This is a genomic window from Lysobacter alkalisoli (assembly GCF_006547045.1).
GTDB classification, from domain to species: Bacteria; Pseudomonadota; Gammaproteobacteria; order Xanthomonadales; family Xanthomonadaceae; genus Marilutibacter; species Marilutibacter alkalisoli.
The window spans coordinates 1,118,979-1,133,301 of record NZ_CP041242.1 but is presented as its reverse complement, the minus strand read 5'-3'; the positions used below and the strand labels follow the sequence as shown (position 1 = coordinate 1,133,301).

General features: G+C 67.9%; 10 protein-coding genes. 7 read left to right on the top strand and 3 right to left on the bottom strand.

Annotated features, from left to right (window positions below; all coding sequences use genetic code 11):
- Positions 1-10: 10 nt before the first annotated feature.
- Positions 11-2,011 carry a bifunctional serine/threonine-protein kinase/formylglycine-generating enzyme family protein gene (locus FKV23_RS04885; RefSeq protein WP_141622841.1) on the top strand — a complete coding sequence of 667 codons (2,001 nt, stop codon included), beginning with the start codon at positions 11-13 and terminating at the stop codon, positions 2,009-2,011.
- 90 nt (positions 2,012-2,101) lie between these two features.
- Positions 2,102-2,776, top strand: a complete 675-nt coding sequence (locus FKV23_RS04880; protein WP_141622840.1) for a DUF502 domain-containing protein — start codon at positions 2,102-2,104, stop codon at positions 2,774-2,776.
- A 43-nt stretch (positions 2,777-2,819) separates the two neighbouring features.
- Here FKV23_RS04880 and FKV23_RS04875 read toward each other — a convergent pair whose 3' ends face one another.
- Both FKV23_RS04875 and FKV23_RS04870 read right to left on the bottom strand, forming a co-directional pair.
- Positions 2,820-3,551, bottom strand: coding sequence for a LytR/AlgR family response regulator transcription factor (locus tag FKV23_RS04875; RefSeq protein WP_141622839.1), 732 nt, complete (start codon positions 3,549-3,551; stop codon positions 2,820-2,822).
- Positions 3,548-4,636 carry a sensor histidine kinase gene (locus FKV23_RS04870; protein WP_141622838.1) on the bottom strand — a complete coding sequence of 363 codons (1,089 nt, stop codon included), beginning with the start codon at positions 4,634-4,636 and terminating at the stop codon, positions 3,548-3,550. The genes FKV23_RS04875 and FKV23_RS04870 overlap by 4 nt, the downstream gene beginning before the upstream one ends.
- A 142-nt stretch (positions 4,637-4,778) precedes the next feature.
- Here FKV23_RS04870 and FKV23_RS04865 point away from each other — a divergent pair, with 142 nt between their 5' ends.
- The 4 genes from FKV23_RS04865 (at position 4,779) to FKV23_RS04850 (ending at position 11,168) form a co-directional block, all read left to right on the top strand.
- The gene (locus tag FKV23_RS04865; RefSeq protein WP_167284978.1) at positions 4,779-5,720 is read left to right on the top strand and encodes a TolB-like translocation protein; all 942 of its coding nucleotides are present in this window, start codon (positions 4,779-4,781) and stop codon (positions 5,718-5,720) included.
- 83 nt (positions 5,721-5,803) lie between these two features.
- Positions 5,804-7,663 carry a DUF885 domain-containing protein gene (locus FKV23_RS04860; protein WP_141622836.1) on the top strand — a complete coding sequence of 620 codons (1,860 nt, stop codon included), beginning with the start codon at positions 5,804-5,806 and terminating at the stop codon, positions 7,661-7,663.
- A gap of 266 nt (positions 7,664-7,929) precedes the next feature.
- Complete coding sequence (locus FKV23_RS04855; RefSeq protein ID WP_244244103.1) at positions 7,930-9,495, top strand: FecR family protein; 1,566 nt, start codon at positions 7,930-7,932, stop codon at positions 9,493-9,495.
- Entirely contained in the window at positions 9,492-11,168 is a 1,677-nt protein-coding gene (locus FKV23_RS04850; RefSeq protein WP_141622834.1) for a CHASE2 domain-containing protein, read from the top strand. Before FKV23_RS04855 ends, FKV23_RS04850 begins: the two co-directional genes overlap by 4 nt.
- 12 nt (positions 11,169-11,180) lie before the next feature.
- Here FKV23_RS04850 and FKV23_RS04845 read toward each other — a convergent pair whose 3' ends face one another.
- Positions 11,181-12,497, bottom strand: coding sequence for a DEAD/DEAH box helicase (locus FKV23_RS04845; protein WP_141622833.1), 1,317 nt, complete (start codon positions 12,495-12,497; stop codon positions 11,181-11,183).
- A 325-nt stretch (positions 12,498-12,822) separates the two neighbouring features.
- On the opposite strand from FKV23_RS04845, the gene FKV23_RS04840 reads away from it, so the two are divergent.
- Positions 12,823-14,196, top strand: coding sequence for an MBL fold metallo-hydrolase RNA specificity domain-containing protein (locus FKV23_RS04840; protein ID WP_141622832.1), 1,374 nt, complete (start codon positions 12,823-12,825; stop codon positions 14,194-14,196).
- Positions 14,197-14,323: the final 127 nt, after the last annotated feature.

Sequence of the window (14,323 nt, the reverse complement as noted above, 5' to 3'; positions counted from 1 at the left end):
GGCGGGCTTGGTGTCCTACGTTTCCAGCAACGATATCGGTTCGGTGCCATTCCCGGAGATCGAGGGGTACCGGCTGCTGCGTGTGCTCAACCAGGGCTCCACCTCGACCGTATATCTGGGCGAGCAGCCCGCGCTTTCGCGCGAAGTGGCGATCAAGGTGATGTTGCCGCAGGCGCTCGGCGACGAGGTCGGCCGACGCCGGTTCGAGAACGAGGTCCGCACCATTGCCCGGCTCGAACATCCGCATGTGGTGAGCATCCATGAAGTCGGCCGCACCCGCAGCGGGTTGCCCTACTACTCGATGCCCTACCTGCCACGCGGCCACGTGGGTCAGCGCAGCTTCCGCAAGCAGGTCGCCGCCGGTGACGAGAGCCGGGTGATCGAGACCGTCAACGCCTTGTTGTCGGCGCTCGAATACGCGCATGGCAACGGCGTCGTGCATCGCGACGTCAAGGCCGAGAACGTGATGTTCGACGACGCCGACCGGCCACTGCTGGTCGACTTCGGCATCGCCCTGCGACGCGGCTACGGGCCGCGCGTGACCGCCACCGGCCTGGCCGTCGGCAGCACCGCCTACATGGCCCCGGAACAGGCGCGCGGCGAGGACGTGGACGGCCGTGCCGACCTCTACAGCCTGGCGGTGCTGGTGTGGGAGATGCTGACCGGCGAACTGCCCTATCGTGCCGCGGACGCGCTGTCGATGGCGGTCATGCACGCCCAGAACCCGGTACCGAAACTCCCGCTGGGCCTGCGCCATTGGCAGCGTTTCATGAACCGTGCGCTGGCCAAGGCGCCCTCGGCACGCTTCCAGAACGTGGCGCAGATGCGCACCGCCATCGAACGCATCCAGGAACGCCGCAGCTGGCCCGGACAGAGCGCATTGCGGCAGGCGATCTCACCACTGGCCCGCCGCGCGGGCCTCCTTGTCAGCCTCGCCATCGCCACCGCGTTCCTAGGCTTGCTGGCATGGTGGATGGCCGGCAGGGACGGTGGTGGCTTGTTCGCCAACGAGCCGGGCCCGACCGAAGCCGCCGCCACCATCGACCCGACCCTATCGATGCTGCGGCCGTTGCCGGAAGCACCCTTGCAGGTTGCGCTCGACAACGCGCGCCAGCAGATCGACCGCCGCAACCTGACCGCACCGGCGGGCGACAATGCCCTGGCCAGCGTGCTCGACGCCGCCCGCATCGACACTGACAATGCCAATGTCCACGCCCTTGTCGGCGAGCTGTCGCAGGCATTGTCCGGCGAACTGCTGGCCAGCCTGCGCGCGGCCCGCTTCGATCGTGCGCGCGAGTACCAGCAACATCTGGCGACGCTGTCCGATGAAACCGGCCTCGTGGACCCCGAACTGGAGAAGGAGAGGATCCGCCAGGTGCTCGCGGCGCTGACAGCGCAGATCGACGCCTCGATCGCGCGCAGCGACCGCACCTCGGCACAGAGGATCGCCGCTCTCGCTCCCGATTTCGGCATTTCCAGTGCCGAATCGACCCGCCTGGCCGGACACGCCCGGACGGCGGCGTCAACCTCCGCGCCGGCCTCGGCCGTGGTTGCCGGAGACCGCCCGGGTGACACACTGCTGGAGCGCCGCCCGGTCAGCGTGGCCGACTACTCCCGCTTCGCCGAGGCCACCGACCGCAAGCCCACGCTCTGTCGCGAACGCGCCTCGCTGCTGCGAGCCCTGGCCCCGCGCGATTACCGCAACCCCGGTTTCGAGCAGGAGGCCAACTCACCGGTGGTCTGCGTCTCGATGGCCGATGCCGAAGCCTATGCGCTGTGGCTCGGCAAACAGACCGGACACAAGTACCGCGTCCCGACCAGCACCGAGTCGAAAGCCACCGCCGCGGTCATCATCGGTCGCGAGCTGTCGTTGTGGCAGCGCGACTGCGGCAGCGACTGCAACCAACGTCAGACTGCCGGCCGCTCGTGGCGCAACAGCAACGACGAACGCCTGCTGCAGGCTTCGCGCGGCTACGACGACGTCGGATTCCGGCTGATCCGGGAACATTGATCCGGGCGTGTTGGCCAGGCAGCGCGGGTCCGGAAACATCGACCCCCGATCGGCAAGCATGCGAACGGCTCTTGCCCCTACAATCCGCAGATGCGCCTCCATCACCTGCACCTCCAGAACCTGCGACGGTACTTCATCACCGGGCTGCTCACCCTGCTGCCGCTGTGGCTGACATGGGTGGTCATCAAGTTCATCTTCGTCCTGCTCTCGGACACCAGCCGCCCGTTCATCGCCCCTGTCCTGCATCAAGCGGCGGCAAGCGCACCGCAGGTGCTGGGTTGGCTGGACGCGTCCTGGGTGCAGACCGGCATCGCCCTGCTCGCCACCATTGCCGTGATCCTGCTGTCGGGGGTAATGACGCGACGGGTGTTCGGCCAGCGCATGCTGCGCTGGGTAGAGTCGATGATCGAGCGCATCCCGTTCGCCAATACGGTCTATGGCAGCGCGCGCAAGCTGCTCGACATCCTGCAGACCAAACCTGGCACCACCCAACGGGTGGTGCTGGTGGATTTCCCCCACACCGAAATGAAGGCGATCGGCTTCGTGACCCGGGTACTGAAGGAACAGGGCACCGGCCGTGAGCTGGCGGCGGTGTATGTGCCAACCACGCCCAACCCGACCTCGGGCTATCTTGAAATCGTGCCGGTGGACCGGATCACTCCGACCGACTGGAGCGTGGACCAGGCGATGAGCTTCATCATCTCCGGTGGCGCGGCAGCGCCGGAAACGATTCCGTTCTCGGCGCCGAAGGCGGACAAGGACTGACGACGGCCCCGATCCGGAGCGCGCCACCCGGCGTTCCAGCGTCCTATAGCCCCAGCGCGGACTGCACGCGTGTCCGATAGCCATTGCTTCCGGGGACACGCATGCCGTTGCAGAGCCGCAGCAGGCAGCGTCCGTCACCGAGGGGCTCGACGTCGCGCACTGCATCGATGCGAACGATCCGCGAGCGATGCACGCGAACGAAGTGACGGGGATCCAGGCGCCGCTCCAGCGAGGCCATGGTTTCCCGCAGCAGATGGCGCCGTTCGCCCACGCACAGTTCGACATAGTTGGCGCAGGCAAGGATGCAGTCGATCGCCGCCACATCGACCAGTTGCAGGCGTGGACCGAGCGGTACCGCCAGCCGCCGGGCGTAGCCTTCGGCGATTTCCGGCACGGGCATCCCGACGGCATCGCGCCTGGCTCGCACCCTCGTCAGCGACGCCTGCAGCCGCTCGATCGAATAGGGCTTGAGCAGGTAATCCACCGCACCAATGTCGAACGCGCGCAGGGCATGGTCGGCATGGGCAGTCACGAATACCACGTACGGCCGCTGCGACGGCGACAGGGTGTCGAGCACACCGAAGCCGCTCAACCCCGGCATCCGTATGTCCAGGAACACCACGTCCGGTTGCAACCGCCGGATCGACGCCAACGCGGCTTCGCCGTCGACGGATTCATCGACGATCTCGACATCCTGCTGGTTTCCAAGCAACCGGCGCAGCCGCGTGCGCGACATCACCTCATCGTCGGCCAGCAACGCGCGCAACCGGTTCATGCAACCGCCCCCGACATGCGGCACGGCATGCTCAGCCACACCCTCGTACCGCCGTTGTCGCGCGGGCCGACCTCGAACCCATGCTCGCCGCCATACAGGCACTGCAGCCGCGCACGGGTATTGCCGAGTCCGATTCCGGTCCTGGTGCCGGTCCCGACATCATGCCGGGACGACGCGCCGGCGCCATCGTCGAGCACTTCCATCACCAGCTGTCCATCGTCCCCGCGCGCAACCCGGATCTCGATCGTCCCGGGCGTGGTGCGGGCGGCAATCGCGTGCCGGACTGCATTCTCGACCAGTGGCTGCAGCAGCAACGGCGGCACATCCGCGTCCAGCAGGTCCGAGTCGATCGTCCATTCCACCTGCAGGCGTTCGCCGAGCCGGGCCTTCTCGATGCCGAGGTAGTGGTCCAGTGCGACCAGTTCCTCGCGCAACGGAACCTGCTTGCGGCGCGAACCGTCGAGGCTGTACCTCAGCATCGCGCCGAGGTCGACCAGCATGCGATCGGCCGCCTCCGGATCGCGATGCACGGTTTCGGCGATCGAGTTGAGCGCATTGAACAGGAAATGCGGGTGGATCTGCGCCGTCAATGCCTGCAGCCGCGCCTGTGCCAGCTGCGACTCCAGCCCGGCCGCCTCGCGCTCACGGCGCCGTGCACGACCGGCATAGAACCAGGCATGGGCGACGCCGATGATCAGCCAGCTCATCAGCAGGTTGTTGAGCACGCTCTTGCCCAGGATGTCGGTGAACGGCGGCAACTCCGGGTACCAGCCGATCGCATCGTTGAAAGCCAGTACCGCCAGCGCACGCAGCACGATCACCAGCGCCACCGCCAGCCACTGCAGCGCCAATGCCCGCAGGATCCGGCCCGGCTCGATCGGCCAGCGCCGCACCCACCAGAACAGTCCGAGCGTCAGCGGTGCCCACAGCCAGGCACTGGCCAGCTCCATCCGCAACACCGGTCCCAGCGGCAGGGTCTGGCCGGTGGACTCGGCCATGCCCATGACCTGCCCGGTCCAGACCAACCCGTTCAGGGTCCACCAGACCAGCACCAGGGCACACAGCAGCAGCAGGCGTGCAGCCATCCCCCGACGCTAGTGCGAGCACGCCGCGCTTGCAATCGCAAAAGCGGCATTGGTCCCGGCCTGGCCGCCATTCGTCCCTTCGATTGCGCAAATGCCCCCGATGACAGCCCAGGGTGCAGTCGACCCCAACGGAGATCGCGCCATGCCGACCTGCACCTCCCCCACCCTGCTGGCCGCCGCACTGATGGCGGCTGCCGCCATCACGTCGGCCCATGCAGGGAACAACCCGTCAGGCGAAAGCCCATGCCCGCCCGTGCACAAGTTCGCCGAAGGCACGATCTCGACCGAACGTTGGGAATGGCGCCTGAGCTTCACCCCGAGCCGGTTGCAGGCCTACTGGTCGACCACGACGGGCTGGTGGCCCGGCACCCGGGAGCAGGCGACGATCCTGACTTCACGCTGGTGGCCGTGGGGCTGGAGCGAACCGGAAGTCGCCCCCTTCTCCGGCATCCACAGCGACATGGACCCGCATGTGTCGCCGGATGGGCGCCTGCTCGTGTTCTCGTCCGAACGTCCGCTCCCGGACGGCACCCGCGCCAGGATGGACCTGTGGCAAGTCCACCGCACCGCGCGCGGCTGGAGCGAGCCGGTCCATCTCGGCGATGCGGTCAACAGCGACGGCGACGAGCTGTACGCCAGCGTGGACCGTTCCGGCACGCTGTATTTCGCCAGCGACCGCAGCGGCGAGTGGAACATCTATCGCAGCCGGCGCCTGGGGCATGGACGCTATGCACCGGCCGAACCGCTCGGTCCGGGCGTCAACAGCGACGAACGCTGGGAGTTCAACCCGGAGATTTCGCCGGATGGCCGCACCCTGCTGTTCACCCGCCTCCACTTCCCGGACTCGGAACTGCCGGACCCCGGGTACGGCTTCGGCGACCTGTACGTCAGCCATCTGCGCAATGGCGAGTTCACCCCCGCCCGTAACCTCGGGCCCTGCGTGAACACCGCCGCCGACGAGTTCCACCCGACCGTCCTGTGGGATCGGAAACTGCTGTTCTTCGCCCGCAGCACCGGGCTGCCGAGCGATTTTTACGTGACCCGGCTGGTGTTGCCCGAAACACAGCACGATCCCGACGAGTGATCGTTCCGGCATGACCTCCGGCCCATGCCGGGGCCGTCCAGGCGGTCCAGCCTACGGGTTGGCCCGCCTCCCATGCCCAATTCATGCGCCCGACCTCCCGTTCCAGACACTCCCTCCTGCCACTTTGCACCGCGCTGGCCCTCGCCATCGCAATACCGGGGCTGACCGCCTGCTCCAATGTGACAAGTTCCGATGGAACGAGCGTAACCTCCACCGAGGCCGCGACAACCGCCGATGCCGAAGCCAGGGCCGAACGGCTGGACGCGCTGTACGAGCAGTACTGGGAGGAAATGCTGGAGCTCAATCCGCTCTCGGCCACGTTCCAGGGCGACCCGCGCTACAACGACCGGCTGCCGAACTTCCTGTCGGAGGAATACCGGCAGCAGTCGCATGACTTCACCTCCCGCTGGCTCAAGGCCATTGAGGACATCGGGCCGGACGGCCTGCAGGGACAGGACCTGATCAGCTACGAGATCTTCGTGCGCAAGGCGCGCATCGAGCTGGAAGGCGAGCAGTTCCCCGGCTGGCAGCAGCCGGTCAACCAGTTCTACAACATCGCCTCCACCATCGTGCAGCTGGGTTCGGGCACTGGCGCGCAGCCCTTCAAGACCGTCAAGGACTACGACGACTGGGCCAAGCGTGCCTCGCAGGTGCCGGTGCTGTTCGACCAGGCCATCGCCAACATGAAGATCGGCGTGGAGAACGGCGTGGTGCAGCCGCGCGCGTTGATGGAGAAGGTGCTGCCGCAGCTCGATGCGCTGATCAAGGACGCGCCGGAAGACACCCTGTTCTGGGGTCCGATCAAGTCCATGCCCGAGTCGTTCGACGAGGCCGACCGCGAGCGTCTGGCCGCAGACTACAAGGCCCTGATCGGCGACAGCCTGATGCCGGCCTACCGCGAACTGCGCGAATACATCGCCAGCGAGTACCTGCCGCACACCCGCGACAGCGCCGGCATGGACAAGCTGCCCGACGGCGAAGCCTGGTACGCGTTCAACGCCCGCAACCGCACCAGCACCGACCTGACCCCGGCGCGGATCCACCAGATCGGCCTGGACGAAGTCGCACGCATCCACGGCGAGATCCGCGGAGTGATGGCCGAGGTCGGGTTCGAAGGCACGTTGCAGGACTTCTTCGAGTTCATGCAGAACGACCCCCAGTTCACCTTCGAGAGCGAGGACGCCCTGCTCGCCTACTACCGCGGTCTCGAGGACAAGATCAACGAGAAGGTCCCGGATCTGTTCTCGCTGACGCCGAAGGCGCCGTTCGAGATCCGCCCGGTCGAGCCGTTCCGCGCCCAATCCGCGGCCGGCGGCTCCTACATGCGCCCAAGCGAGGACGGCAGCCGCCCCGGCATTTTCTACGTCAACACCTACGACTTGCCGACCCGCAAGACCTGGGACGCCGAGGACCTCTATCTGCACGAAGCAATCCCGGGCCACCACTTCCAGCTCGCCCTGCAGCAGGAGCTGACCGACCTGCCGAAGTTCCGCCGCTTCGGCGGCGAGACCGCCTTCAGCGAGGGCTGGGGCCTGTATGCCGAATCGCTCGGCAAGGACCTGGGCGTCTATACCGACCCCTACAACTACTTCGGCTATCTGCAGAACGAGCTGTGGCGCGCGATCCGCCTGGTCGTCGACACCGGCCTGCACAGCAAGGACTGGACCCGAGAACAGGTGATCGCCTACATGCTGGAGAACTCGGCCGAATCCGAGACCCAGGCCACCGCCGAGGCCGAACGCTACATGGCGATCCCGGGCCAGGCACTGGCCTACAAGATCGGCGAGTTGAAGATCCAGGAACTGCGCGCGCGTGCCGAGAAGGCGCTCGGCGACGACTTCGACATCCGCGAGTTCCACGCCGAGGTGCTGAAGGACGGCTCGGTCCCGCTGGGCGTGCTGGAAGCCAAGATCGAGCGCTGGATCGCCGGCCGGAAAAGCTGAACCAAACCGCAGCGGCATCCCCCAGGGCCGGCCCGGGAACACCTGGGCCGGCCTCTGTTTTATGTGACCGGCGTCCTGACACGGCATAATCCGCCCTGCATCGCGTGGCCGACGGCCAGGGCGGGCCGTCCGTACCGTTCGAACAGGGAGACCCAATGCATCGCACGCCACTGCCGGCCCCAAACCGCCCTGGTCGTCCCCGTTCCCGGCTTCCCTGGTTCCGTCCCATCCTCACCGCCGTCCTGTGCCTGCTACCGCTGCTGGCTTTGGCCGCGGATTGGACCTACCGCGTTCGCCCAGGAGACAACCTCTGGGATCTGAGCGAGCGCTATCTGCGCTCCGACATCGGCTGGGAACAGCTGCAGGCGCACAATTCGGTCGACGATCCCTATCGGCTCCCGCCCGGTTCGCTGCTCAGGTTCCCGGTCCAGTGGCTGCGGGTCGACCCCGCCAAGGCCCGGGTGGTCGCCGTGCGCGGCGATGTCCGCGCCCAGCCCTCCGCGCGCCATCCGGCCAGCGATGCCGAGCACGGCATGCTGCTGGGCATGGGCGGCTGGCTGGAAACCGGAGACAGGGCCAGCACCACCATCGAATTCGCCGATCTCTCGCGGATGCTGGTACAGGCCAACAGCCGGGTGGTCTTCGACAAGCTCAGCCGCTACGGCCGGACCGGCATGGTCGACACCCGGCTGCGACTTTTGCAGGGGCGCACCACCAACCAGGTCACTCCGTCCAGGGGCCCGGCCTCGCGCCACATCATCGATACCCCGTCCGCGACGACCAGCGTCCGCGGCACCCGTTTCCGGACCAGTGCCGGCAACGCGACCACCCCCGACACCACCGAACTGCTGCAGGGTGCGGTCCATGTCGACAGCAACGGTACCGGGGTGCTCCTGTCGCCCGGTTTCGGCACCGTGGCCGGCGCCGGCGCCACACCGGGCACCCGGGTTGAGTTGCTGCCGGCGCCAGTCCTCGAGGATGCCGGCACTCGCCTGCAGTCGCTGCCGGTCACCGTCGCCTGGTCGCCCTTGGACGGCGCCACCGGCTACAAGGTCGAGGTGGTGAAGGAAGAAGCACCCGACGAACTGCTGTTCGAGGCCGAGACCGGCGACACCCGGCTGCGGATCGACGACCTGCCGCCAGGCCGGCACCAGTTGCTGCTGCGCGGGGTAGATCACCAAGGGTTGCAGGGCCACGATGCGAACCGCGACTTCGTCATCAACGCCGACCCGCCGCCGCCGCTGACGCTGCGTCCCCGTGTCGAGGAGACCGTGCACCAGGCACGGCCGCGTTTCGAGTGGACCCGCCCGGAGGGTGCCACCGCGGCGGTGTTCCAGATCGCCACCGAACCCGGCTTTGATTCAACGCTGGTCGACACCACAGTCAAACGCACGAAGCTGCGCCCGGATGCGGACCTGCCGCCCGGCCGCTACTACTGGCGCCTGGCCTCGCGCGATGCACAGGACCGCCAGGGCGCATTCGGCAGCCCTCTGGCCTTCGTGGTCAGCGATGAGCCACCCGACCCCGGGCTCGAAACCGAGGCGATCCGCGGCAAGGTCGTGTTGAACTGGGAAGAAGGCGAGCCAGGCCAGCGCTATCGCGTCCAGATCGCGCGCAAGCCCGACTTCGGCAAGATCGTCGTCGACGAGGTGGTCGACGTACCCAGGCTCGAACTCGATCGCCCGCTCGGCGGCCGCTGGTACCTGCGCGTCCAGGCGATCGACGACGATGGCTACGAGAATCCGTTCGGACCGACGCAGGAAGCCAGGTTCAGCTGCCGTCTCTGCTATGGCGCCGGCGCCACGGCGGTGTTGCTGCTGCTGGCGCTATGAAGGGCAGCGGGCTGCCTTGGCTGTGGCGCCTGATCGTCGCCACCATGGCGGCCTTCATTGCTGTCGCGCTATGCATGGACGTGACCACCCGGCGTGCCGACGACCTGTTCTACGACCTGCATCTGAAGCGCTGGGGCTATCCGGTCGATGGCGAAGTGGTCATGGTGACCATCGACGACACCAGCCTGCGCGAGATCGGCCAGTGGCCGTGGCCACGCAACGTGCATGCCACGCTGCTCGATCGGCTGGCCGAAGCCGGGGTCCGTGGCGCCGCGCTCGACCTGATCCTGGCCGAGCCCGATCGCAGCGACCCCGTGCACGATACGTTGCTGGCCGAAGCGATGCACCGGAACGAGCGGGTCGTACTGCCGGTGACACAGGCCATGCAGCACCAGAGCGGACCGCTGGTGGAGGTGCTGCCCAACCCGGCCATTGCCGGCCGTGTCGCCGCACTCGGCCATACTGACGTGGAACTCGACGAGTCCGGCACGGCCCGCGACCTGTACCTGTATGCCGGCCTTGGCGAGGCGCGTTGGCCGGCACTGGGCCTGGCCCTGCTCCAGCTCGAGCCGGAAACGACTCCCGCTGAAGTGCCGGGGCAACGCCTGCCCGACAATCTGCACACTTCACCCTACCAGTGGGTCCGCGACCATCACGTCCGCATCCGCTACGCCGGCCCGCCCGGCAGCTTCGCCGAGATTCCGTTCCTGGACGTGCTCGAGCAGCGGCTGCCGGCAGAGGCGCTGCGCGGCAAATGGGTCGTGGTCGGCGTCACCGCGACCGGACTGGCGCCGGGCATCCGCACGCCGATGTCGGGGATTCCCATGTCCGGCGTGGAATACCAGGCCAACGTGGTCGCGATGCTGCTGCAGCATCGCGCGATCGTCCCGCTGGCCGAACTGCCTCAGGCCGGCATCACCGGCCTGCTGGTGTTTCTTTCCATGGCGTTCGTGCTGTCGGCGGGGGTGTTACGCCCGTTGTTGGCCGTACTCGGTGGAATTGGAGCCGCGGTGATCGCGTCGGTGATGATGCTGCGCCTGGGCCACGCCTGGTTCGCGCCGATGGCCGCTGTCATGACCATCGGGCTGGGCTACATGGCCTGGATGGGGCGCCACCTGATGCACTGGCGTCGTCAGGCCCATATCGACACCCTGACCCGGCTCGCCAATCGCCGCCGCTTCGACGAGACGTTCGAACGCCGGCTCGCGATCGCCCAGCGTTCGCAGTCGCCGCTCTCGCTGCTGCTCATCGACGTCGACCACTTCAAGCAGTTCAACGATACCGAAGGCCACCTGGCCGGCGACCGGCTGCTGGCACAGGTGGCCCGGACCATCAGGCAACACGGACGGCGCGCAGGCGACCTTGCGGCACGCTACGGCGGCGATGAGTTCGTGCTGTTGCTGTCCGCCACGCCGGCGCGGGGCGCGGAACAGGTGGCGAAGGACATCCTCGCCGACCTGCGCGCCCAGGCCGTGCCCGCCTCTTTGAGCATCGGCATCTGCACCTGCGTCCCGGACCTGCAGACGTTGTCCGGAATGGTGTTCGAGCAAGCCGACGCGGCGCTGTATCGCGCCAAGCAGAACGGGCGCAATGGCTACGTGCTGGAGGAATATCCCCGGGAGCCGACCCGACCTCCGCGCAACCCGGGAGGAGGCCGGGACAGGCTCCGGTGATGTCCGTCGTCGTCAGCGAGGGGTAGCGCTGCCGCCCTGCCGGCGGCCGTTGCCACCGCGAGCGCCGCGGCCCTGCCTGGGGCCGGCGTGGGCGGGGCGCGCAGCCGGCTTGCCGTGCGGACGCTGGCCGGGCTTGCGGGCACCGCCCCGATTGGCACGCGGGTTGGGCAATGCCACGTCCAGACGCAGCGGGCGGGCCGGCGCATAGCCCTCGACCTCGACCAGTTCGACGTCCTTCTTCAGCACGCGCTGGATCTGCCGCAGCAGGCCACCCTCGTCGTGCGAAACCAGCGACAGCGCCTCGCCGGAGGCACCGTTGCGGCCAGTGCGGCCGATCCGGTGCACGTAATCCTCGGCGACCATCGGCAGGTCGAAATTGATGACCAGCGGCAGGTCCGGGATGTCGAGCCCGCGCGCTGCCACATCCGTGGCCACCAGCACCCGCGCCTTGGCCGCCTTGAACGCGTTGAGCGCTTTCTGCCGCTGGGCCTGGCTCTTGTTGCCGTGGATGGCGACCGCCTTCAGACCGGCCTTGTCGAGCTGCTCGGCGAGGCGGTTGCAGCCGTGCTTGGTGCGGCCGAACACGAGCACCTGGTCGGTATGGCGCTTGGTCAGGATATCGATCAGCAGGTCGCGCTTGCGCTCCGCGTCGACCGGATGCGCGCGGTGTGCGATGGTCTCGGCGATGGTGTTGTTGGCCGTCACCTGCACCTGCTTGGGTTCGTGCATGAACTCCAGCGCCAGCGCCTTGAGCTGGGCCTCGAAGGTCGCCGAGAACAGCAGCGTCTGGCGCTGCCTGGGCAGCTTGGCGAGGACGCGCTTGATCGCCGGCAGAAAACCCATGTCGAGCATGCGGTCGGCCTCGTCCATGACCAGCACTTCGATCGCATCGAGGCGGACGCTGCCGCGCTCCATGTGGTCGATCAGGCGGCCCGGGGTGGCCACCAGCACATCGACGCCACGACGCAGCGCATCGACCTGCGGGCCCATGCCGGCACCGCCGAAGATGGTGCAGGTGGAAACATGCAGGTGGCGGGCATAGCCGCGGATGTTGTCGTTGACCTGCACCGCCAGTTCGCGGGTCGGCACCAGCACCAGCACGCGCGGCTTGCGCGGTCCACGTACCGGGGTCTGCTTGGACAGTTTGTTGAGGATCGGCAGGCTGAACGCCGCGGTCTTGCCGGTACCGGTCTGGGCACCGCCCAGCAGGTCGTGGCCGGCAAGGACGAGCGGGATGGCTTCGGCCTGGATCGGCGTCGGCGTGGTGTAACCCTGTTCGGAAAGCGCGCGCAGCAACGCGGGCGCAAGCCCGAGGGATTCAAAAGACATTCTGAGCTCCAAAATCGTAGCCCCCGCATGGATACATGCGAGGTTACCCGGAGCCTTCCCTGAAGCCGCGCTGCGAGTAGTTCTTATTGACGGCACCGGATGTTCCGGGCCGTGTCGGCGCGACGAAAGACGTGCGGAGAAGGTGCGATGCCGGCCCTTGCGGGGCCCCGGCCATGGCCGGGACTGGCATCGCGGACTTGCCTGGGAAACGTACCCTTGCGGGAGGCAGCCGTGCGCTGGACGCGGCGCACTCTACGCGAATGCCCGCCGCGGCGCCAGCATCGTGGCCGACCTGCTACCGTGCCGTTCACACAGGAGGACGGTCATGCAGGTACGTTTCCACGGCGCCGCGGGTGAGGTGACCGGTTCGATGCACGAGGTACTCGCCGCCGGGCATCGGCTGCTGCTCGACTGCGGCATGATCCAGGGCAGCCCCGAGGCCGAGCGCCGCAATACGGACCCGTTTCCGTTCGACCCCGCCGGCCTCGATGCGCTGCTGCTGAGCCATGCTCATATCGACCACATCGGCCGGGTGCCGCTGCTGGTCAAGCGCGGCTTCCGCGGTCCGATATTCGCCCAGGCGGCGACTGCGGACCTGCTGCCGATCATGCTGCTGGACGCCGCGGGCATCGCCGAAAGCGAAGCCGCGCGTTTCAACCGCAAGCGCCGCCGCGGCGAGCCCGAGGCGGTCCCTGTGTACACACAGCAGGACGTGAACGCCACACTCGCCCTGTTGCGCCCGCTCGACTATGACGCCACCACCGAGGTGCTGCCGGGCGTGACCCTGACCCTGCGCGAGGCCGGCCACATCCTCGGCTCCTGCGTGCTGGAGCTGCAGGCCGAAGGCAGGACGCTGGTGTTCTCGGGCGACCTCGGTCCCAGGGGCGCGCCGATCCTGCGCGACCCGGCCACGATCGCCCGCGCCGATCTGGTGCTGATGGAATCGACCTATGGCGACCGCGACCACCGCGAGCGGGCCGCGACCGTCAACGAGATCGGCGACGTCCTGGAGTCGGCATGGCGCGCCCGCGGCAACGTGATGATTCCGGCGTTCGCGGTCGGCCGCACCCAGGAACTGCTGTACTGGTTCGCGCGTCATTGGGACGAATGGAAGCTCGAGCGCTGGCGGATCTTTCTCGACAGTCCGATGGCGGCGCGGGTTTCGGCGGTGTACCAGCGGCACCAGTCCCTGTTCGACGCCCATGCACGCGAAACCTGGGCGTCCCGCATCAGTCCGTTCCAGCTGCCCAACCTGCATTACACCGCCACCACCGAGGAATCGATGGCGATCAACCGGATCCAGTCCGGCGCGATAGTGATTGCCGGCAGCGGCATGGCCAATGCCGGCCGCATCGTCCATCACCTCAAGCACAACCTCGGCCGGCGCGAAGCGCACGTGATGTTCGTCGGCTACCAGGCCGCCGGCACGCTCGGCCGCCGCCTGGTGGAGCGCGCGCCGTGGGTGCGCATCCACGGCCGCGACCACCGGGTCGGTGCCCAGATCCATACCGTCGGCGGGTTGTCCGCGCATGCCGGCCAGCAGGGCCTGATCGACTGGTACGGCCACATCGAAGGGCATCCCCCGCTGGCCCTGGTACATGGCGAGGATCGCGCGCGCGAAGCCCTGGCCGGCGAGATCGGCGAGCGGTTCGGCGTGTGCGCCCACCTCGCCCGCCCCGGCGACACGCTGGAGGTCTGAGGGCCTGTTCATGGTCCCTGCGCGATTCCCCGGAGCTTCCGCGCGGCACAGCGGACGTCTGCGGCGGATCGCTCATGACCTTCGACACCCCCGGAACGCGCCAGCCCAAGGCTAAGGTGCGATCCTT